This is a genomic window from Bradyrhizobium sp. LMG 9283 (assembly GCF_045571415.1).
GTDB lineage: Bacteria > Pseudomonadota > Alphaproteobacteria > Rhizobiales > Xanthobacteraceae > Bradyrhizobium.
The window spans coordinates 975,905-995,858 of sequence record NZ_CP120691.1 but is presented as its reverse complement, the minus strand read 5'-3'; the positions used below and the strand labels follow the sequence as shown (position 1 = coordinate 995,858).

20 protein-coding genes are annotated in these 19,954 nt (G+C 64.6%); 15 read left to right on the top strand and 5 right to left on the bottom strand.

What is annotated here, in order from left to right:
* Positions 1-67 precede the first annotated feature (67 nt).
* A complete protein-coding gene (locus P6U29_RS04615; RefSeq protein ID WP_407116521.1) occupies positions 68-751 on the top strand; it encodes a response regulator in 684 nt (227 codons plus the stop codon).
* Positions 748-2,673 (top strand): sensor histidine kinase, encoded by a 1,926-nt coding sequence (locus P6U29_RS04610; RefSeq protein ID WP_407116520.1) that lies wholly within the window; start codon positions 748-750, stop codon positions 2,671-2,673. Before P6U29_RS04615 ends, P6U29_RS04610 begins: the two co-directional genes overlap by 4 nt.
* Positions 2,674-2,809: 136 nt before the next feature.
* Here P6U29_RS04610 and P6U29_RS04605 read toward each other — a convergent pair whose 3' ends face one another.
* Complete coding sequence (locus P6U29_RS04605; protein ID WP_407116519.1) at positions 2,810-3,100, bottom strand: hypothetical protein; 291 nt, start codon at positions 3,098-3,100, stop codon at positions 2,810-2,812.
* 234 nt (positions 3,101-3,334) lie between these two features.
* Between P6U29_RS04605 and P6U29_RS04600 the strand changes: the two genes are divergently transcribed.
* Positions 3,335-3,559: a cysteine rich repeat-containing protein gene (locus tag P6U29_RS04600; protein WP_407116518.1), complete on the top strand. Its 225-nt coding sequence runs from the start codon at positions 3,335-3,337 to the stop codon at positions 3,557-3,559.
* A 108-nt stretch (positions 3,560-3,667) separates the two neighbouring features.
* On the opposite strand, the gene P6U29_RS04595 is transcribed toward P6U29_RS04600, so the two are convergent.
* Positions 3,668-4,090, bottom strand: coding sequence for a GFA family protein (locus tag P6U29_RS04595; RefSeq protein ID WP_407116517.1), 423 nt, complete (start codon positions 4,088-4,090; stop codon positions 3,668-3,670).
* Positions 4,091-4,179: 89 nt separating this feature from the next.
* On the bottom strand, positions 4,180-4,968 hold the full coding sequence (gene mddA / locus P6U29_RS04590; RefSeq protein ID WP_407116516.1) for a methanethiol S-methyltransferase: 789 nt from the start codon (positions 4,966-4,968) through the stop codon (positions 4,180-4,182).
* A 133-nt stretch (positions 4,969-5,101) separates the two neighbouring features.
* Between mddA and P6U29_RS04585 the strand changes: the two genes are divergently transcribed.
* The 8 genes from P6U29_RS04585 (at position 5,102) to P6U29_RS04550 (ending at position 13,962) form a co-directional block, all read left to right on the top strand.
* Positions 5,102-6,649, top strand: coding sequence for a winged helix-turn-helix domain-containing tetratricopeptide repeat protein (locus tag P6U29_RS04585; RefSeq protein WP_407116515.1), 1,548 nt, complete (start codon positions 5,102-5,104; stop codon positions 6,647-6,649).
* Positions 6,650-6,936: 287 nt separating this feature from the next.
* Positions 6,937-8,487 carry an ABC transporter substrate-binding protein gene (locus P6U29_RS04580; protein WP_407116514.1) on the top strand — a complete coding sequence of 517 codons (1,551 nt, stop codon included), beginning with the start codon at positions 6,937-6,939 and terminating at the stop codon, positions 8,485-8,487.
* Between the two features lie 194 nt (positions 8,488-8,681).
* Positions 8,682-9,653: an ABC transporter permease gene (locus P6U29_RS04575; RefSeq protein ID WP_407116513.1), complete on the top strand. Its 972-nt coding sequence runs from the start codon at positions 8,682-8,684 to the stop codon at positions 9,651-9,653.
* Positions 9,650-10,489, top strand: a complete 840-nt coding sequence (locus P6U29_RS04570) for an ABC transporter permease (RefSeq protein WP_407116512.1) — start codon at positions 9,650-9,652, stop codon at positions 10,487-10,489. The genes P6U29_RS04575 and P6U29_RS04570 overlap by 4 nt, the downstream gene beginning before the upstream one ends.
* 2 nt (positions 10,490-10,491) lie before the next feature.
* Positions 10,492-12,111 carry an ABC transporter ATP-binding protein gene (locus P6U29_RS04565; RefSeq protein WP_407116511.1) on the top strand — a complete coding sequence of 540 codons (1,620 nt, stop codon included), beginning with the start codon at positions 10,492-10,494 and terminating at the stop codon, positions 12,109-12,111.
* Between the two features lie 372 nt (positions 12,112-12,483).
* Complete coding sequence (locus P6U29_RS04560; protein ID WP_407116510.1) at positions 12,484-12,660, top strand: hypothetical protein; 177 nt, start codon at positions 12,484-12,486, stop codon at positions 12,658-12,660.
* Positions 12,657-12,866, top strand: coding sequence for a hypothetical protein (locus P6U29_RS04555; protein ID WP_027573332.1), 210 nt, complete (start codon positions 12,657-12,659; stop codon positions 12,864-12,866). The genes P6U29_RS04560 and P6U29_RS04555 overlap by 4 nt, the downstream gene beginning before the upstream one ends.
* Positions 12,867-13,026: 160 nt before the next feature.
* Positions 13,027-13,962: an AEC family transporter gene (locus P6U29_RS04550; protein ID WP_407116509.1), complete on the top strand. Its 936-nt coding sequence runs from the start codon at positions 13,027-13,029 to the stop codon at positions 13,960-13,962.
* Positions 13,963-13,997: 35 nt separating this feature from the next.
* Here the strand turns inward: P6U29_RS04550 and P6U29_RS04545 are convergent, their stop codons facing one another.
* Positions 13,998-14,282 carry a hypothetical protein gene (locus tag P6U29_RS04545; protein ID WP_407116508.1) on the bottom strand — a complete coding sequence of 95 codons (285 nt, stop codon included), beginning with the start codon at positions 14,280-14,282 and terminating at the stop codon, positions 13,998-14,000.
* 192 nt (positions 14,283-14,474) lie between these two features.
* Here P6U29_RS04545 and P6U29_RS04540 point away from each other — a divergent pair, with 192 nt between their 5' ends.
* From P6U29_RS04540 to P6U29_RS04525, 4 genes are all read left to right on the top strand, one after another.
* Entirely contained in the window at positions 14,475-14,795 is a 321-nt protein-coding gene (locus tag P6U29_RS04540; RefSeq protein WP_407116507.1) for a hypothetical protein, read from the top strand.
* A gap of 225 nt (positions 14,796-15,020) precedes the next feature.
* The gene (locus P6U29_RS04535; RefSeq protein WP_407116506.1) at positions 15,021-15,746 is read left to right on the top strand and encodes an outer membrane protein; all 726 of its coding nucleotides are present in this window, start codon (positions 15,021-15,023) and stop codon (positions 15,744-15,746) included.
* Positions 15,747-15,911: 165 nt separating this feature from the next.
* The gene (locus tag P6U29_RS04530; RefSeq protein WP_407116505.1) at positions 15,912-18,068 is read left to right on the top strand and encodes a methyl-accepting chemotaxis protein; all 2,157 of its coding nucleotides are present in this window, start codon (positions 15,912-15,914) and stop codon (positions 18,066-18,068) included.
* A 190-nt stretch (positions 18,069-18,258) separates the two neighbouring features.
* Positions 18,259-19,320, top strand: coding sequence for an MBL fold metallo-hydrolase (locus tag P6U29_RS04525; RefSeq protein ID WP_407116504.1), 1,062 nt, complete (start codon positions 18,259-18,261; stop codon positions 19,318-19,320).
* 169 nt (positions 19,321-19,489) lie between these two features.
* Here P6U29_RS04525 and aroQ read toward each other — a convergent pair whose 3' ends face one another.
* Positions 19,490-19,921, bottom strand: a complete 432-nt coding sequence (gene aroQ, locus P6U29_RS04520) for a type II 3-dehydroquinate dehydratase (protein ID WP_407116503.1) — start codon at positions 19,919-19,921, stop codon at positions 19,490-19,492.
* Positions 19,922-19,954 lie beyond the last annotated feature (33 nt).

Sequence of the window (19,954 nt, the reverse complement as noted above, 5' to 3'; positions counted from 1 at the left end):
CGGCCTCGGCGCTACGGCTAGACTTGTCTCGCGCCGCGGGGGACACGCGGGTCGCGGGACGATGATCATGACCGAACAGGGCGAGACGGGTGACGCCATCACCATCCTCCTCGTCGAGGACGATGCGCCGACCTGCTGGCGGCTGCAGGATGCGCTGGTCAAGGCCCGTTACGAGGTGCGCAGCGCCGCTACGCTGGCAGAGGCGCGGCAGGCCCTGAGCGTCGGCGCGCCGCGCGTGCTGCTGACCGACCTGCGGCTGCCCGACGGCCACGGGATCGAACTGATCCGCGAGATGAGGCAGCGCTTTCCGGACACCGAGATCATGGTGATCTCCGCGCTCGGCGACGAGGAGAGCGTGATCTCCGCGATCACGGTCGGCGCCACCGGCTATCTGCTCAAGGATGCCTTCCCCACCGACATCGCCACCACCGTGCGCGATCTCGTCGCCGGCCATTCGCCGATCTCGGCCTCGATCGCCCGTTTCATCGTGCGCAGAACACAAGGTGCCGCGCAGAATTCGGCGGAGCCGCCGCCCGGCCCCCCGCTCAACACCGCCAGGCTGACGCCGCGCGAGATCGACATCCTGTGGGGTATCGCAAAGGGCTTCAGCTATGCCGAGATCGCCAGCCATCTCGGACTGTCCAAGCAGACCGTGCCAGGGCATATCAAGAACATCTATCGCAAGCTCGAAGTGCACACGCGCAGCGAAGCGGTGTTCGAGGCGGTGCAGCAGGGCCTGATCAAGCTGTGAGCGAGTTCGCGGCGAAAGCACGGGCCAAACCCGCGCGGCGCCGGCTGCTGGCCTCGCGCCTGGTGCCCTATCTGCTGCTCCAGGCGCTGATCGTGATCGTCACCATCCTCGGGATTCGGCTGCTGCAGCCGAACGACCCTGATGACTTCGCGTTGAGCGATTTTTCGGCGCGGGAGGACGGCGTGGCGCGCCCCGTGACCCTGCCGCATTTCACGTCGTCGCGCTACTCGCTGGCCGACCCGCCGTTCTACACGGGCGCCTTCACATTCCGGAGCGCCGATGCGGCCTCGGGCTGGTCGGTGTACCTGCCGCGCTTCAGCAACGCGGTGGAGGTCGCCATCAACGGCATCGTCGTGCTCGACTCCCGACGCGATGCCAATGCCAACCGGCCCGACCGCAACACGCCTGAGATCGCAGCTATCCCCGCTTCGCTGCTGCGCGAAGGCGGCAACGAGATCACGGTGCGGCTGTTCGTATGGGGCCCGTTGAAGGGCTTTCTCGATACCGTCTCTGTCGGGCCGGATATCGCTTTGCGCCCTGCCTATGAGACACGCACGCTGCTGTTCGTCACGCTGCCGGTGGTGTTCTCGGCCTGGCAGGCGATCCTGGCCGTCATCCTCGCCACCATGTGGCTGATGCGGCGCCACGAACCGGTTTATGGCGTGCTGGCAACGGCGATGGTGCTCGGAGTGGTGCAGGCGTTCGCGCCGCCGCCGGTGCCGCCGGCCGCGGTATCCCGGCTCGCCGCGGTGCTGCTCGCGTCCGCACCGATCGAGAGCGCGCTGATCGTCGTGTTCGGCGTGCTGTTCTTCGGCTGGCGCTGGCCGCGCTACGGCACGCTGCTATTCGTGCCTGGCGTCCTCGTGTTCGTGGTCGGGCTGATCGGGGGCCCGCCGCTGCCGCGCATCCTGTTCCTGGTGCTCGGCATTCCCACTGTCGGGCTCTGCCTATTCCTGATGGCCTGCGTCACGGCAGCCGCGGTGGTGCGGCGGCAGGACGCGGCGAGCTTCACGATCGGCTGCGCGGTGACCATCGTGCTGGTCTGCTGGGTCCAGGACATGCTCACGGTGCTCGAGATCGTGAGCAACGACCGCATCTTCGTCTCGCGCCTGTCCTATTCGGCGATGCTGGTCGCCATCGGCGCCGGGCTGACCTGGCGCTTTGCCCGCGCGTTGAACCAGGTCGACAGCTTTGCCGGCCAGCTGGTGACGCGGGTACGCGAAGCCGAGGAACGGCTGAAGGCGAGCTTTGCCCGCGAGGAGGAGCGCGCCCGCGCCGCGGCGCTCGCCAACGAGCGCACGCGCCTGATGCGAGACCTGCATGACGGCCTCGGCGGCCAGCTCGTCAGCATCGTCGCGCTGTCCGAGCGCGGCCATGAGGGCGCGACCATTACCGATGCCGCCCGCGCGGCGCTGAAGGATCTGCGTCTCGTCATCGATTCCATGGACGACATCGGCGGCGACCTGATGCTCGCACTCGGCTCCTGGCGCGAGCGCGCCGCGGCCCAATTGCGGCCGCACGACATCGCGCTCGACTGGCGTGTGGCGACACCGCAGGGCCTGCCGCTGCATCCTGAACTCAGGCCATGGCACGTCATCCAGATCGTGCGCATCCTCGACGAGGCCGTGACCAATGCGGTCAAGCACGCGCAGGCCCGACGCATCGCAGTCACCATCGACACGTTCGACGCAGGCCAAGGGCCGTACGGCGTCATCAGCGTGACCGACGACGGCCACGGTTTTGCGCTGACCGGCCATTGCGAGGCCGCGGGCGCGAGCCAGACCGCGCGCGGCCTGCGCAACATGAAAAGCCGCGCCGCGCGCTGCGGCGCAGTGCTCAATCTGAGCTCGGATGCCTCAGGCACGCGCGTGCGGCTGCAATTGCCGCAGCGTTTTCCCGACAGCGACATGGCCGCGGGCTGAAAGGCCCCCTCCCCGAACGTGTGGGGCGCACGGAGAGAGGGGACGGGCCGGATCATTTGCCTGCGGAGGACGGGGGTGTTCGTCCGCAGGCTCCGTTGGCCCGAAGCGATGCAATCAATTCAATCGAATGGAATTATCAGCGCACGCCGACGCGATTGACCGGGCCGCCGCGATTCATCGGCGTGCCGGCCCGCACACCGACACCGGGCGCGCCGACGCCGGGCGTTGCGACCGCCGCCGCCGCGACCGGCGCTCCCGGCGCGACCACCACGGCGCCAATCGGCCGCACCACGCAGCCCTTGGGCACTCCGACGGTCTTGCAATAAACCACGGCCTGCGCCGGGCTCGTGCCCAGCGACACCATCGCCGCGCCGGCCAAGGCCATGATCGTCAGCCCGGCGCTCGGCGCTCCAGCTCTCTTCGACATCTTGCTCTCCTGCTTCCCGTCCGGCATCCCGGTGCAATCACCGGGTCTCGCAGCCGAGGTGCAGCCTGAATGGCAAAAGTCGGCGCGCGGATACATGCCATGAAGATGGGGGTGCGGCGGCCGAAAGGACTGGCCGGTGCCATGAACATGGGATGGACCCGCGCCGGGGCTGCGCGAGATGGTCGGCCCGCGTGATCCCGGTCGGGACCGACAATGATTCCAAAGAGGTGCTTTATGAAGATTTCGGTTGTTGCCGCGCTGCTGCTCGCCGCTACCGCCCTGCCCACTGCCGCACAGTCCGGCCCATCGCCGCAGGAGCAAATGGCCTGCCGCGGCGACGCCAGTAAATTCTGCGCCGAACATATCGGCAAGCCGCCGCAGATGAATGCCTGTCTGCGCGAGAACAAGTCGAAGCTCTCGGATTCCTGCCGCAAGGTTGTTGAATCGCGCGGAGGCTAGTCCTTCGTCGTGCTCCCTTGGGAGAAGGCAGAGGGCGACGCTCTGCCGCCGCCCTCGCAAGAAAGGCCGAAGCCGAGCTTCGGCCTTTTGGCTTTCAAATGAGGGCCGCTACTCCTGCATCATCTCGCCGCTGCCGCCGAACTCGGCCGGGAAATCCTTCAGCTTGGGCAAGCCGTCACGCATCGGCAGCACGGTCTCCGCATAGTTGACGTGGACACCGGGCGTGAACGCGAGTGTTGGGATGGTGGCGCTGAAAACGTCGATCAGACCGAGCGGGGGATGGTTGGTCATGAGATGGCCGCCGCATTTCCTGCAATATTTGCGCTGGCTGAGCGGCGTCTTGGCGAAGGTCTCGACATTCTGAGCGCCCTCGGTGATGCGCACGGCTTCCGGCTTCCACAGGGTGAAGGCGTTGACCGGACCGCCCGACCAGGAGCGGCAGGAGCGGCAATGGCAATAGCCCATCGCCTCCGGCGCGCCTGTGACCTCGACCGTGACCGCGCCACAGAAGCAGTTTCCGACATGTTTCATTTGGACGTCTCCGTTTTATGAAGGATCGTTATCGTGCGTCGGCGCCCCGCGCGTCCTCCTTTCGGGGAACGCGCGAGGCGAGGCCGAGACTACACTGGCCGGCGCCAGGGAATAAGCATCGACACCCGTTGTTTGTACTGCCGGTACTCGTCGCCGAAGAGACCGACGAGATCGCGTTCCTCCAGCGCGATACCGACGAAGATGTAGAGCGTGGTCACGGCTGCGAACAGCAGATGACCCGCAGTCATGGTCGGCGCCGCCCAGAACGCGACGATGAAACCAAGATAGATCGGATGACGGACGAACTTGTAGAGCAGCGGCGTCTTGAAACGCGGCGGCGCCGCTTCCCTGCCGACGAGATGATCGGTCACCTGCGACAATCCGAACAATTCGAAATGGTTGATGATGAAGGTCGAGGTGAACACCAGCACCCAGCCGGCGAAGGACAGCGTGACCACCGTCACGGCAAGATCCGGGTTCTCGACGTTCCATATGACCGCCGGCAGCGGACGCCACTGCCAGAACAGGAGGAGCAATGACAGGCTCGCGAACAGCACATACGTGCTTCGCTCGACCGGCTTGGGGACGAACTGCGTCCACCACGCCTTGAATTGCTGGCGCGCCATCACGCTGTGTTGAACCGCGAACAGCGACATCAGCAGCAGATTGATGATGACCGCTCGAACGACGGGCGCTTCGGCTCCGGTGTCGATGGTCTTGGGCACCATCACGCCCATGACGAAGCCGATCGCGTAGAGCACGGTGACAAAAAAGACGAGATATGCCGCAATTCCGTACAGAAAGGCGATGAACCTGAAAATGCGTGAGCCCGCAATATCCGGGCTGATGGAATGAACCTGGTGATCAAGTTGGGTCATAGAAAGCTCCGTTGTGCCGAGGCATCGACACGGTTTGGTCTTCGCACCATGCCGGATCGGACGTCCCGCGGCTTTCGCAGACGATTGATTTTCCCCTGAGACGACTTTGATTTTTGCTTGAGACGACGAAAACGTGCGATTTCGCTTTGAAAACAACGTGCTCGACAGCGATGTTCGGGAGCTCACGCGCGACGGGGCGGCCGTTCCGTTGCAGCCGCAAGTATTCGATCTCTTGCTTTATCTGGTCACGCAACGGGCGCGTGTGGTCAGCAAGAATGACCTGATCAGCCAGATCTGGAGCGACCGCGCCGTCTCGGATTCCGCCCTCAACAGCCGGATCAACGCCGCGCGCAAGGCGCTGGGCGACGACGGCGCAACACAACGGCTCATCAAGACCATTCCGCGCAAGGGCTTTCGTTTCGTCGGCGAGGTGCGGGAAGAAATGGCAGCACCCCCAGCGCCGACGGAAGCCAAGCCCACTCCCCCGCGCGTGGCCGACCGTCCTGCGATCGCGGTGCTCGCCTTCGAGAACATGAGCGGCGACCCCGCGCAGGACTACTTCGGCGACGGGATCAGCGAGGACATCCTCACCGCGCTATCGAAACAGCGCTGGTTCATGGTGATCGCGCGCAACTCCTCCTTCACCTACAGGGGGCGCGCTGTCGACATCAGGCAGATTGCCGACGAGCTCGGCGTCCGCTACATCGTCGAAGGCAGCGTGCGCAAGGCAGACAATAGGGTGCGCATCACCGCGCAGCTCAACGACGCCGCCTCAGGAAGACATATCTGGGCGGAGCGCTATGACCGCGAGCTCGTCGACGTCTTCGCCGTGCAGGATGAGATCACCAACGCGATCGCCGCGGCGATCGAGCCGCAGATCCACGCGGCGGAAAATTTTCGCAGCCATCGCAAGCCGCCTGCAAGCCTGGACGCCTGGGACCTCTCGATGCGCGCGCTGTCGCATTTTTGGCGCGTGACCCGGCAGGATCACGCGGCCGCGCGGGCACTGCTCGAGCGCGCGATTGCCATCGATCCGAATTACGGCCAGGCGCTGTCGGTGCTGGCCATGAACGACATGTTCGGCGTGCATCTCGGCTGGGCCGAGCTGGCCGCGGTTGCGCCGGCCGCGGAAGCCGCCGCGCTCGCCGCTTTGCGCTGCGACCATGAGGACGCCTGGGCGCATGCCGCGCTCGGCAGCGTCTGCTTCTCGACCCGCAGGCTTGCGGATGCGCTGTCCGAGTTCGAGCAGGCGCTCGCGCTCAATCCGAACTTCTCGCTGGTCCAGGGCTATTACGCGCTGGCGCTGTCCTATGCCGGACGACCGAAGGATTCCTTCGAGGCCGCGCAAAGGACGATCCGGCTGTCACCGCGCGATCCGTCACTGGCGATCTATCACGGCATCGCCGCCTATGCGCGTTTCACCGAGCGGCAGTATGACGAAGCCATCGCGCTGGCGCGCGAGGCCATCCGCCACCGCGGCGACCTCACCGGCGCCTACCGCGTGCTCGCCGTCTCCGCCGGTATGACGGGCGACGGCGCGCTCGCGGAGATGGCGCTTGGAGAGCTCCGCCGCACCCAACCGGGCATCTCGCTGCACTGGATCGCGACGCAACTGCCGTGGGCCAACGACGGCGATCGCGAACACTATCTGGAGGGATTTCGCCGGGCTGGGTTGCGGTGAGGCGTGACACTGCTCTTATCCTCAAGCAGGCCCGCCGCGACGCTGTGTCGCGACCCGATGTCGGCCAGCGACCGACATGGCGGATCCCCGCGATCAGAGGCCAATCCATCAAAACAGGACGCGCTGTACATTTTTTGTGCGAACACTGTCGCGACTTTCATCTTGCCGCGCCGAACGAGACTGTGTGAGCCTCGATATCGGATGGGGACTGGGATGGGCCGACCGTAGCTTTGCGCGCCATGACGTGCGAAGCGTCTACGGCTGGTCTCGCTTGAGAAAGATACGACATGCCAAAACGAGTGTTGCTTGGTCTCCTCCTGGCTTGCGGCCTCACGGCCTCGGCGCTGGCGCAAGAGCCGAAGACGGGGGGTGTGATCAATGCCGTGATCCAGCCCGAGCCACCCGGCCTGATGCTGGCGATGGTCCAGAACGGCCCGGTGCAGATGGTGTCAGGCAACATCTTCGAAGGACTGCTGCGCTACAGCCCAAAGCTCGACCCGCAGCCGGAGCTCGCCGAGAGCTGGAGCGTCAGCGAGGACGCCAAGACCTATACGTTCAAGCTCAGGAAGGGCGTGACCTGGCATGACGGCAAGCCCTTCACTGCCGCCGATGTGCTGTTCTCGATCGAGATGCTGAAGCAGACACACGCGCGTGCCCGCACCAATCTCGCCCAGGTCGAGAAGGTCGAGGCGCCGGACGATTACACGGTGGTGTTCACGCTGAAGCAGCCGTTCGGCCCGTTCCTCGGCATCTTCGAGGTCGGCTCGATGCCGATGGTGCCCAAACATCTCTATGAAGGCACCGACTGGAAGACCAATCCCTACAACAACGCGCCCGTCGGCACCGGCCCGTTCATGTTCAAGGAATGGCAGAAGGGCTCGTTCATCCGCCTGGTCAAGAACCCGAACTACTACGAGAAGGGCAAGCCCTATCTCGACGAGATCTACTGGCAGATCATCCCCGACGCCGCTGCGCGCTCGGTGGCGTATGAGACCGGCAAGGTCGACGTGCTGCCGGGCGGCTCGGTCGAGAATTTCGACGTGCCGCGGCTGTCCAAGCTGAAGGATACCTGCGTCACCGGCGCGGGCTGGGAGTTCTTCTCGCCGCTGGCCTGGCTGTGGCTGAACAACCGCCAGGGGCCGCTCGCGGACAAGCGGGTGCGGCAGGCGATCATGTATGCGATCGACCGTGACTTCGCCAAGGACGTGATCTGGAATGGGCTCGGCAAGGTCGCCACCGGCCCGTCGGCCTCGACCATCAAATACTACACCGACGACGTGAAGAAGTATCCCTACGATCCGGCCAAGGCCAAGGCGCTGTTGAAGGAAGCCGGCTACAAGGGCGAGAAGATCCGCCTGCTGCCGCTCGCCTATGGCGAGACCTGGCAGCGCTGGGGCGAGGCCGTGAAGCAGAACCTCCAGGACGTCGGCATGACCATCGAGACGATCGCCACCGACGTTGCCGGCGGCAACCAGAAGATCGGCGACTGGGATTACGACATCGCCTTCACCTATCTCTACCAGTATGGCGATCCCGCGCTCGGGGTGGGGCGCAACTACATCTCCAGCAACATCGCGAAGGGGCAGGTCTTCAACAACGTCGAGGGCTATTCCAACCCGGAGATCGACAAGCTGTTCGCCGACGGCGCCGTTGCCACGCCCGATTCGAAGCGCAAGGAAATCTACGAGCAGGCGCAGAAGATCCTGGTCGAGGACGTGCCGGTGGCCTGGATGCTCGAGCTGCAATTCCCCACCATCATGCGCTGCAAGGTCAAGAACCTGATCACCACGGGGATCGGGGTCAATGACGGCTTCAAGGACGCATGGCTCGACAAGTGAGGGCGCTCCGCCGCGGCCTAGCTTCACCTCCCCCGCTTGCGGGGGAGGTCGCTACGCGCAAAGCGCGTAGCGGGAGAGGGCTTTCTCCACTTGTCGTCCTCTCTGCGGATAAACCCTCTCCCCTACCCTCTCCCGTAAGCGGGAGAGGGAGCGCACCGCAATTGCCGCCCGCCTTCAACCTGATCTGATACAAGATGCTCTCCTTCGTCGCTCAGCGTGTCCTGAAGGGCGTGATCGTCCTGCTCGCGATCGTCGTTCTCAACTTCTTCCTGATCCGGCTGGCGCCCGGCGATCCCGCAGTCGTGATGGCGGGCGAGGCTGGGGCCAGCGATCAGGTCTTCGTCGAGCAGCTCCGGGAGAAGTTCGGCCTCGACAAGCCGCTGCCCGAGCAGCTCTTCATCTACGTCAAGGGCGTCGTCAGCCTCGACCTCGGCTTCTCCTTCCGCCAGCAGGCACCGGTCGCCAAGCTGATCGGCGAGCGGCTGCCGGCGACGCTGCTGTTGACGCTGACCGCCTTCGCGATCTCGCTCGCGCTCGGCATCCTGTTCGGCACATTCGCCGCGCGCTTTTCCGGAACCTTCCTCGACACCGGCATCACCGTGTTCGCGCTGATCTTCTATGCGATGCCGATCTTCTGGGTGGCGCTGATGGGCATCCTGCTGTTCTCGGTCACGTTCGACTGGCTGCCGAGCTTCGGCTACGAGACGGTCGGCGCCAACCTCACCGGCCTTGCCCACGCGGTCGACGTCGCAAAGCACCTGATCATGCCGGCGATGACGCTGGGCCTGTTCTTCATGGCGACCTATACCCGCATGACGCGCGCCTCGATGCTGGAGGTGAAACGCCTCGACTTCGTCAAGACGGCGCGTGCGAAAGGCCTCTCCGATGCCGTGATTCAGCGCCGCCACGTGCTGCGCAACGCGCTGCTGCCGGTGGTGACGCTCGCCGGCGTGCATTCCGGCACGCTGATCGGCGGCGCCGTCATCACCGAGACCGTGTTCGCTTGGCCCGGCATCGGGCGCCTGATGTACGACGCGCTGCTGCAGCGGGACTACAATCTGCTGCTCGGCGTCTTCGTGATCTGCTCGGCCATGGTGCTGATCTTCAACCTCATCACCGACCTCGTCTATCGCTTGGTCGATCCACGCATCGAATTCGCCTCATGAAACAGTTCTGGAAATCGATGCTGAAGAGCCCGAGCGGCGTCATCGGGCTCATCATCCTCCTGCTTGCGATCTCGATTGCATTGTTCGGGCCGATGCTGTTTCCGAACTCGCCCTGGCGCATGGTGCAGCGACCGTTCCTGCCGCCGTTCACGCTCTCGACCGTGCCGCTGGGCACCGATGCGCTCGGCCGCGACGTGTTCGCCGGCATGATTTTTGGCGCGCGCGTGTCGCTACTCGTCGGCCTTGTATCGACGCTGGTCGCGCTGCTGGTCGGCATTCCCATCGGCGCCATGGCCGGCTATTTCGGCGGCAAGGTCGATGACGCCTTGATGCGCTTCACCGAGTTCTTCCAGACCATTCCGAGCTTCGCGCTCGCGATCGTGCTGGTCGCGATCCTGCAGCCCTCGATCTATTCGATCGTCGCCTCGATCGCGGTGGTGAGCTGGCCGCCGGTCGCCCGGCTCGTCCGCGGCGAGGTGCTGTCGCTGCGCACGCGCGAATATGTCCAGGCCGCCGTGGTGACCGGCCAGAGCAACAGCTGGATCATCCTGCGCGAAATCCTGCCGAACGCGCTGTCGCCCGTGATCGTGCTGGCCTCGCTGATGGTGGCGACCGCGATCCTCTTGGAATCTTCGCTGTCATTCCTCGGCCTCGGCGACCCCAATCTGATCTCCTGGGGCTACATGGTCGGCGCCGGCCGCACCGTGATCCGGCAGGCCTGGTGGATCACGGTGTTTCCGGGCGTCGCCATCCTGATCTCCGTGCTCGGGCTGAACCTGATCGGCGAAGGCCTCAACGATGCGCTCAATCCGCGCCTGTCGCGGGAGGGCCGCTGACGATGACCGCGCCACCCGCCGTCTCCATCAAAAACTTGCGGATCGCGCTGCCCAAGGGCGCCGAACGTCCGTTCGCCGTCGATGGCGTCTCGCTCGATCTGCGGCCCGGCAAGATCGTTTGCGTGGTCGGCGAGTCCGGCTCCGGCAAATCGATGTGCGCGCATGCACTGATGGGCCTGTTGCCGGACACCGTGTCGGTCGCCTCCGGCGAGATCCAGTTCGAAGGCCGCGACCTGCTCAAACTCGATGACGACGGCTGGCGCGACCTGCGCGGCCGCAGGCTCGCGATGATCTTCCAGGAGCCGATGACCGCGCTCAATCCGTTGATGCGGATCGGCGACCAGATGGCGGAGATGTTCGAGGCGCACGGCCTGCTGACGCCGAAGGAACGGCGAGCCAAGGCGCTGTCGCTGGCACGAGAGGTCGGCCTGCCCGACCCCGAGCGCATCGTGCGCGCCTACCCGCACCAGCTCTCTGGCGGCCAGCGCCAGCGCGCCATGATCGCGATGGCGCTCGCACTCGAGCCTGCAGTGCTGGTCGCCGACGAGCCGACCACCGCGCTCGACGTCACCACGCAGGCGCAGATCCTAAAGCTGATCCGCAATCTTCAGCGCAATCGCAACATGGCGGTGATGTTCATCACCCATGATTTCGGCGTGGTCGCCGACATCGCCGACCAGGTCGTGGTGCTCCGCCACGGCAAGGTCGTCGAGGAAGGCCCCGCCGCGGCCGTCTTCAACGAACCGCAACACGACTACACCAAGGCATTGCTTGCCGCCGTGCCGTCGATGGATCCGCCGCCGCGAAAGCCTCTCGACGATCAGGCCAGGGCCGTCGAGGTGATCGGGCTGGACAAGACCTATGTCACATCAGGCGGCTGGTTCCGCGAGGATCGCCGTGTCGACGCGGCGCGCGCGGTCAACTTCAACATCCTCAAGGGCGAAACGCTCGGCCTGGTCGGCGAATCCGGCTCCGGCAAATCGTCGGTCGCGCGCCTGGTGATGCGGCTGATCGAAGCCGACCGCGGCACGGTGCGGATCGGCGAGACCGACCTGACCTCGCTGTCGGGCAAGGCGCTGCGCGCCGAGCGTCATCGCATCCAGATGATCTTCCAGGATCCGTTCGCCTCGCTCAATCCGCGGCGGAAGATCGGCAATATCATCGCCGATGGACCGATCGCGGCCGGCCTTGATCCCAAGGTCGCATTCGACCGCGCGCGCGACCTCCTCAAGATGGTGGGCCTCGACGCCGGCGCGCTCGAGCGCTATCCGCATGAATTCTCCGGCGGCCAGCGCCAGCGCATCGGCATTGCCCGTGCGCTCGCGCTCGAGCCGGAGATCATCGTCGCCGACGAAGCCGTCTCCGCGCTCGATGTCTCGGTGCAGGCGCAGGTGCTGAAGCTGCTGGAAGACCTCAAAGCGCGCCTCGGGCTGTCGATGCTGTTCATCACCCACGACCTGCGCGTCGCCGCGCAGATCTGCGACCGCATCGCGGTGATGCAACGCGGCGCCATCGTCGAGCTGAAGCCGACCGCGCAGCTGTTCGCCGCGCCCGAGCATGCCTATACGCGTGAGCTACTGGCAGCAGTGCCGGGACGCAAGGAGCAAGCGCCTGCGGCCTGAGGCGGCTTGTGGTCGTTCATCGATCTTCGTGATGGTTCCAAAAACTTGCTCGCTGCATGCAGCGAAACATATTCGATCCAGCAGCATTTGCTCTCGTGAGACTATCCTTGCTGATGGCGGCAAGGGGTAAGTTGACACCACCAATCGTTCGCTCACGGCGAGAGCCATACAACGAATGTGAGGTGGTGGACAGCTTCACAAGCCAGCGCGTGAGCCACACCGGGACGTCGGATCTCCTGGAGCACGGTCACGCGCTTTTTACCCGGTCGTGACCGGCCCGGCCGCTTCAAAGCCGAAGGCGGTGTCATAGATGACGATTGAATGATTGACGTCATCTGATGACGGACTCACACACTGATATTCGGAGCCAACATGGGCGAAGTTATTCGATTTGTCTCGAAATCCGAGCGCGAGCGAGCCCGCCTCATCGAGGAGGCACGCGCGATCTACGACAGCATCTTCCCGCCGGCCGATGCGGCAAACGGGGGGCAGGACAAGCCGGCGATCGGCCACGCATTCATCGGCCGCGACGGAGGTAACCTGTCGTGATCAAAATCATCGCCGTGCTCTGCAGCCTCGCCTCTCCCTCCAATTGCCACGAGCAGCTCGTCACCAGCTCGGATTTTGCGCAGGTCTCGGTGCAGTCCTGCCTGATGGGCGCGCCGCAGCTCGCCGAATGGATGAACCAGCATCCGGCCGAGCGCCTGGCGGCATGGCGCTGCGTGATCGGTCAACAGACCGGCCGTGGAATTTAGCAGCGGACGCCCAGTCTCGGTGGGATGCTTCGCGCCTGGCACTGAACACCTCGACTGAAAAGAACCATTTGAGCCGGGGGCGGCTCGAGCAAAGCAGTGACGACGCTCCGTCGCCGGGGTAACCTCTTGCTGCGGCTATGGCAGCAAGGGGGGAAGCCGGATGGAGGTCGCCAGCCTCGTTCTTCCCGTATTCGCGATCATCGTCACCGGCTGGCTCGCGGGCGAGGTTGGCTATCTCTCCCGCTCGCTTGCCGATGCCCTGGTCCACTTTGCCTACAACGTGGCGATGCCGGCGCTGCTGATCGTCACGATCGCCCAGGAGCCGGCGCACAATCTGTTGGAATGGCGCTTTCTGCTCGCATTCGGCGGCGGCTCACTCATCTGCTTTGCGCTGGTATTCCTGCCGGTCCGCGCGGGTGGCCAACACGATCTCGCCAGCAGCACCATCCATGGGATGGCAGCGGCAATGACCAACACCGGGTTCGTCGCGCTGCCGATCCTGCATGCGATCTACGGCCAACCAGCCGTCCTGCCCGCAGCTGTGGCGACGGTGTTCGTGGCCGCGGTGATGTTTCCGATCACGGTGATAATGCTGGAAAGCGACGCCAGCGGTCCCTCGCATTCGGCCGGACTCGTCAAGCAGATCCTGCTCAATCCCATGGTGCTGTCGACGCTCATTGGGATCGTATGGGCGATGACGGACTTGCCGATTCCGGCGCCGGTCGCAACCTATCTGAACATGATCGCCGCCGCGCTCACGCCCTGCGCGCTGTTTGCCATCGGGCTCGGTCTGTCCGTCGAGGGCCTGCGATCCAATCTGAAGGTATCGTTTGCGCTTGCGGCGGTGAAACTGGTGGTCATGCCGCTGATCGTTTACGGACTTTCTGTGATCTTGGGCCTCACCCCCCTCTACACGGTTGCCGCCGTCATCTGCGCGGCCGTGCCGACGGCGAAGACCGTCTATGTCCTCGCGCACGAGCACAAGGTCGAGGAGAAGCTGGTCGCAGCGACGGTCTCGATCACGACGATGCTGTCGGTCGCGACATTGCTGGTCGCGCTTTATCTGCTCTCCGGGTCGGAGAGCGGCATGCGTTGATCCGGAGAGCGGCGTCCACCTCGCCGAAGCGCTCTCTATCTCGTGGTGTTGCTCCAGGTGGGGACCGCGTTAGTCACGCCAACCGAAGGCCAATTGTACGAGCCGATCGACGGCGCGGTGACGGTGCCGACCGTCTGTCCGGATGACCCGTAGGGCCCCCTTGGCTGCGTGGGCGGCACGCCGACACCGCCATAGGTCGGCGTGACCACACCGGTGCTGTAATGCCGGCTCGACCGGACCTTCTTTGCTTCAGCCGCGAAAGGCGTAGCAAGCAGTCCGGTCGTGACGAGCGCGGCGATCGCGAGTTTGATGGTTTTCATGGCTGATCCTTTCGCCCAGTGCGCGCCCCGACACGCCAAGTGTTCACTCATCGGGAAACTTCCATAGGTCTCCATTCATAACTCCGTGCGCGGGCGAAGGTGCCGGAGCGCGGGCACGCAACCGCCGCCTTCGGATGGACCCGAATCAGCGCTAGTGCGTTGCGTTCCGTGATTTCCCTGGACGCAAGCAGCATGACCGGCGCCGAACTGAAGCAGCTTCGCAACGACCTCTCCGATGCCCTCGAGCGCAAGCTCACTGCAGCCGACATGGCCAGGCTGTGCGGATTACCGGAGAGAGGCGGTGCCGACACCATCCGGCGCTGGGAGGTCAGCGGCCCCTCGCCGGAGGCGACCAAGATACTGCGCGTGCTCGCGATGGCGAGCGAGCGCTATCCGATCCTGGAGAAGTTCGACATCTTCGATCGTCATGACGTGCGCGAGGAAGACCGGCCCGCGAAGCGCGCGGCCTTTCGCGCGCAGATGCGCGATGAGGCGCGGCGGCGTCTCGGTTAACAAGAGGCGCGCGCAAGTTACCTGTGACGCGCGAAGTTAAGCCTTCCTTCAGCACTTCTTAAGCCGGCATTAAGCACGAAAATCGTTTGCGGCCCAATAAGTTGGGTTGGCTCTCGCTGTGCCACGGATGTGACAGCATTTTCGTCAAAAGCGAGCTATCTGCAAAACCAACGACGGCGCGGACAGCGCGCCTGCCGGGGACGTAAAGTGTTGGAGTTCAAGACCATGAAGAAGTTTCTGTTTGCGACGGTTGCGCTGCTCGCGCTGGGTGCGGCTGCGCCGGCCGTCGGCGCCGATCTCGGCGCGCGCAATTATTACAAGTCGCCGGCCCCGGCCTATGTGGCACCGATCTACAACTGGACCGGCTTCTATCTCGGCGCCCATGTCGGCGGCGCGTTCTCCAGCGACAACAATTTCAACGGCCTCTCCACCGGCAACAACGGCAATGGCCGCTTCCTCGGCGGCGTGCAGGTCGGTGCTGACTGGCAGCTCAACCCGAACTTCGTTGTCGGCGTCGAAGGCCAGTATTCCTGGCTCTCCGGTAGCGTCGGCGCCGTGTTTCCGGGCGGCATCGCCTACACCAACGATCAGCGCGGTCTCGGCTCGATCACCGGCCGCGTCGGCTACACCTGGGGCCCCGGCCTGCTCTATGTGAAGGGCGGCTACGCCTATTCGGACAACAATGAGAAGGTGACCGTCGGCGGCGTGCCGACGGCCTTCGTCATCACGGGCGATCACCGCAACGGCTACACCGTCGGCGCCGGCCTCGAATACATGTTCGCCCCGAACTGGTCGGCCAAGGCCGAGTACCAGTACTACAATTTCGGCGACGCGAGCTTCACCGGCGGTCCGCTCGCGGGCACCGGCAGCTTCACCACCGACGACCATACCTTCAAGGCGGGCGTCAACTACCGCTTCAACTGGGCAAGCCCGGCTGTCGCGCGCTACTGATCGGTTATCAAAACCTTATCACGCTGAAGGGCCGGCCTCGTTGCCGGCCCTTCTTTTTCGTTTTTCGTTCTGCGGAACATGCGCAACTGATTGCACCAATTGCGATTTCTTAACCGGTGCTGCCGATACTGCCGCCCACAACAAAAGAACATTGGGGGAATTTCGATGGCGATCCGTCTGGGCCTTGGCGGCATCCTTGGCCGTTTCCGTCCTCGTTTCAAAATGCCGAAATGGGGCGTGCGCGGCAGCCTGTTCGCGGCCTTCGCGGTGATCGCAGGCATGGGCCTCGTGATCGCGGCCGGCGCCGGCCTCGCGCTGCAGAATCTCGGCGGACGCATGACCGAACTCAGCGGGCGGGACATTCCGCGCCTTTCCGCCAGCCTGCAATTGTCGGCACTGAGCGCGAGTCTTGCGGCGCAGGGACCAGCCCTGCTTGCGGCGCAAAGCGAGGACGCCCTGAATGAACGCACCAAGAAGCTCAGGGAATTGCAGGAGCAGACGCAGCAGAAGCTCAACGAGATCATCGAGCTCGGCGCCGACAAGAGGGTCGTCTCCGGGCTCAGCGACACCATGAAGAGCATCAACGAGGCGGCTCAGAGCCTGGCGAAGGCCGCCCGCGAACGGCTCGACATCGCGGCGCTCCATGACAAGCAATATGACGCGCTGCGCAGCGCCCAGAGTGCCTTCGTCGGCGCGGCGAGCCCGGCGATGCTGGACGCGCAGACCCGGGTCAATGCGATCCTCGGTTCAGCCGACCTGTCCGCCGCAGATGCAACCGACGCCGCGCAGACCGTCGGTCAGCTCGGCAACGTCGTCGCCAGCGGCAATCTCGCCGCCGCCAACATGAGCGCGGCGCTGTCGGCGAACACGAGCGACAAGCTCGACGACATCCAGAAGGAATTCAAGACGGCCCAGGGACGCCTGCGGTCCAACCTCGATCTGTTGCCGGACACTCAGGGCAACAAGATGCTGCGCGAGACGGCGGAAAAGCTGCTTGCGCTCGGCACCGGCAAGACCGGCGTATTCAATCTGCGCGAGAAAGAGCTCGACGCCATCGATTATGGTCAGACCATCCTGGACGAGACCCGCAAGCTCAATGTCGGCCTCGGCATGAGCGTGCAGCAGCTCGTCGATGGCGTGCAGAAGGAGACCAACGCCTCCACCTTCCAGGCGCGGCAGGAGATTTCGCTCGCGACGTCGGTGATGCTGGCGCTGGGCGCGTTGATGCTGGTCGGCTCGGCGCTGTTCGTCTGGCTCTATGTCGGCCGCAACATCCTGCGCCGGATCGGCGCCTTGCATCGGTCGATGCAGCTGCTCGCGAACGGCGACCTCGAAACCGAGATCTACCGCTCGAAGAACCACAATGATGAAATCTCGGTGATGGCGAACACGCTGCAAGTGTTCCGGGAAAGCATGATCGAGGCCCGCGCGCTGACGAACGAGCAGGACAAGGACCGCATCGCCAAGGCCGAGCGGGCCGCGCGCATGGAAGCGAAGATCGCCGAATTCGAAAGCACGGTGCGCTCCGCGCTCGACAATCTGGCGCAGTCGGCCAATTCGATGCAATCGACCGCGCAGAGCATGTCGAACACTGCCGACCAGTCCAACGCGCTGGTGAACGCGGTCGCCTCCGCCGCGGAGGAAACCTCGGTCAACGTGCAGACTGTGTCGGCCGGCACCGAGCAGCTGTCCTCCTCGATCCAGGAGATCAGCCGCCAGGTCGTGACCTCCGCCGAGATCGCCAAGAAGGCCGTCGATGAAGCGGGATCGACCGATGCCACTGTGCAGAGCCTCGCCGACAGCGCGAGCCGCATCAGCGTCGTCGTCGACCTGATCCAGACCATCGCCTCGCAGACCAATCTGCTCGCGCTCAACGCCACTATCGAGGCGGCGCGCGCAGGCGAGGCCGGCCGCGGCTTCGCGGTGGTCGCCTCCGAGGTGAAGAGCCTGGCCAGCCAGACCGCCAAGGCGACGGAAGAGATCCGCACCCAGATTGCCAGCATGCAGGAGATCACGACCTCCGCGGTCGGCGCCATCCAGGGTATCGGCCGGATCATCGGCGAGATCAACCACGTCACCACGACGATCGCAGCCGCAGTCGAGGAGCAGGGCGCCGCCACGCGCGAAATCGCCCGCAACATCCAGCATGCCGCCGGCGGCACCAGCGAAGTCTCCAGCAACATCGTCGGCGTCTCCACTGCGTCAGCCGAAGCCGGCGTTGCGGCCAGCGAGGTGCTGAGCGCCTCGGACGCGCTGCGGCGCGAGGCCGATATGCTGCGCGGGGAGATCGACGCCTTCCTCAACGACATGCGGGCGGCGTAAGGACGTCGAACCAGTAGCCCGGATGGAGCGAAGCGTAATCCGGGACTTCTTTGATTTGTGGCTGTAACCCCGGATTGCGCTTCGCTCCATCCGGGCTACGGAAAACGGCCCCGGTATGACCGCCATGCGGGCGCCGCCGAGCATCCTTTTTCGGCTGGCGCCCCGCGCGCGCTGGGTTTAAGCCGGTAGCATGAGCTCAAAAACCGACACCGCACAGTCCTCGGCTGAGGCCCTGCGCTACCCCTGGGAACAGCACCCCGGCCCCGAACAGGTCGTGGAGGTGCGGCCCGGCGTGTTATGGGCGCGGCTGAAGCTGCCGTTCCGCCTCAACCACGTGAACATCTACCTGCTCGCCGATGGCGACGGCTATGCGATGATCGATGCCGGCTTCGGCAACGAGGAGACGATCGAGGCCTGGATCAAGCTGTTCGATGGACCGCTGAAGGGCGTCAACATCACGCGCTTGATCGTCACTCACTCGCACCCTGATCATGTCGGTCTGGCGGGGTGGATCGTCGAGCGTTTCAATTGCCCGCTGGTGATGTCGCAGGTCGAATATCTGCAATCGGTCTATCACCAGAACCGTGGCACCGAGGAGCGGCGCGAGGCGCAGCGGCTGTTCTTCCGCCGCCACGGCATGGACGAGTCGCTCACTGAAAAGCTGCTCGGCCGCGGCCAGGACTATCTCAAGCGCGTTTCGGTGCTGCCGCCGTCCTACCGCCGCATCTCGCATGGCGACGACGTCGTGATCGGCACACGCCGCTTCAAGGTGATCACCGGCGGCGGCCACGCGCTCGACCAGGTGATGCTGTATTGCGCCGACGACAAGCTGTTCCTCTCCGCCGACCAGGTGCTGAGCAAGATCTCGCCGAATGTCAGCGTCTGGGCGGTCGAGCCCGACCAGAACTCGCTCGGCGAATATCTGGCCTCGCTCGCCAGCCTCACCACGACGCTTCCCTACGACGTGCTGGTGCTGCCCGGCCACGGCGTGCCGTTCTACGGATTGAAGACCCGCATCAAGCAGCTCGCCGACCATCATGAGGAGCGCTGCCGCCTGATCGCGGAAGCCTGTAGCGAGGTGCCGCAAACCTCGCGCGCATTGGTGCCTGTCGTGTTCAACAAGCACGTGCTGGACGAGCACCAGATGGGTTTTGCCGCCGGCGAGCTGGTCGCCCACGTCAACTACATGATCGTCGAGGGCCGGCTGACAGCCGAGATGCAGGACGGCGTGCTGCAGTTTCGGACGACGTGAGTGCTGAGTCACCTCGCCCCAGTTGCGGGGAGAGGCCGGAATTTGCGGCAACAAATTGCGGGTGAGGGGGACTCTCCGCGAGTCCCACTGTCACCGTCACGGTGGAAGCAGCCCCTCACCCCTCTCCCCGTAAGAACGGGGCGAGGGAGTGGACCGTCAGCGTGGCCACTCACTTCATATTCGCGATCGCGTGCAGTGCCGCTATGTAGCCGAATGGTCCCAGCCCGCAGATCACACCGGTTGCCACGAACGAGATTTTGGAGTGGCGGTGATATTCGTCGCGGGCGTGAATGTTGGAGATGTGAACCTCCAGCACCGGGCCCTCGAATGTCTTGATCGCGTCCATGATCGCGACGGAGGTGAAGGAGAAGCCGGCCGGGTTGATGACGATGGCATCTGCGTCCTGCCGCGCCGACTGGATCAGATCGACGAGCACGCCCTCATGGTTGGACTGGTGGAAGGCAAGCTTGAGGCCGAGCTTGGCGGCGGCATCCTCGCAGCTCGCGTTGACCTCTGCCAGCGTCGTCGTGCCGTAGATGTGCGGCTCGCGGATGCCGAGCATGTTGAGGTTGGGGCCGTTGAGGATCATCACACGTTTCATCGGGGCTTCCTTTCAAATGGGTCCGCGTCGGCG

Coding starts and splice junctions, on each gene's coding strand:
- P6U29_RS04535 (WP_407116506.1), top strand. CDS start 15,021: ATGAAGAAGTTTCTGTTTGCGACGGTTGCGCTGCTCGCGCTGGGTGCG.
- P6U29_RS04575 (WP_407116513.1), top strand. CDS start 8,682: ATGCTCTCCTTCGTCGCTCAGCGTGTCCTGAAGGGCGTGATCGTCCTG.
- P6U29_RS04550 (WP_407116509.1), top strand. CDS start 13,027: ATGGAGGTCGCCAGCCTCGTTCTTCCCGTATTCGCGATCATCGTCACC.
- P6U29_RS04600 (WP_407116518.1), top strand. CDS start 3,335: ATGAAGATTTCGGTTGTTGCCGCGCTGCTGCTCGCCGCTACCGCCCTG.
- P6U29_RS04580 (WP_407116514.1), top strand. CDS start 6,937: ATGCCAAAACGAGTGTTGCTTGGTCTCCTCCTGGCTTGCGGCCTCACG.
- mddA (WP_407116516.1), bottom strand. CDS start 4,968: ATGACCCAACTTGATCACCAGGTTCATTCCATCAGCCCGGATATTGCG.
- aroQ (WP_407116503.1), bottom strand. CDS start 19,921: ATGAAACGTGTGATGATCCTCAACGGCCCCAACCTCAACATGCTCGGC.
- P6U29_RS04570 (WP_407116512.1), top strand. CDS start 9,650: ATGAAACAGTTCTGGAAATCGATGCTGAAGAGCCCGAGCGGCGTCATC.
- P6U29_RS04540 (WP_407116507.1), top strand. CDS start 14,475: ATGACCGGCGCCGAACTGAAGCAGCTTCGCAACGACCTCTCCGATGCC.
- P6U29_RS04545 (WP_407116508.1), bottom strand. CDS start 14,282: ATGAAAACCATCAAACTCGCGATCGCCGCGCTCGTCACGACCGGACTG.
- P6U29_RS04560 (WP_407116510.1), top strand. CDS start 12,484: ATGGGCGAAGTTATTCGATTTGTCTCGAAATCCGAGCGCGAGCGAGCC.
- P6U29_RS04530 (WP_407116505.1), top strand. CDS start 15,912: ATGGCGATCCGTCTGGGCCTTGGCGGCATCCTTGGCCGTTTCCGTCCT.
- P6U29_RS04595 (WP_407116517.1), bottom strand. CDS start 4,090: ATGAAACATGTCGGAAACTGCTTCTGTGGCGCGGTCACGGTCGAGGTC.
- P6U29_RS04525 (WP_407116504.1), top strand. CDS start 18,259: ATGAGCTCAAAAACCGACACCGCACAGTCCTCGGCTGAGGCCCTGCGC.
- P6U29_RS04615 (WP_407116521.1), top strand. CDS start 68: ATGACCGAACAGGGCGAGACGGGTGACGCCATCACCATCCTCCTCGTC.
- P6U29_RS04565 (WP_407116511.1), top strand. CDS start 10,492: ATGACCGCGCCACCCGCCGTCTCCATCAAAAACTTGCGGATCGCGCTG.
- P6U29_RS04605 (WP_407116519.1), bottom strand. CDS start 3,100: ATGTCGAAGAGAGCTGGAGCGCCGAGCGCCGGGCTGACGATCATGGCC.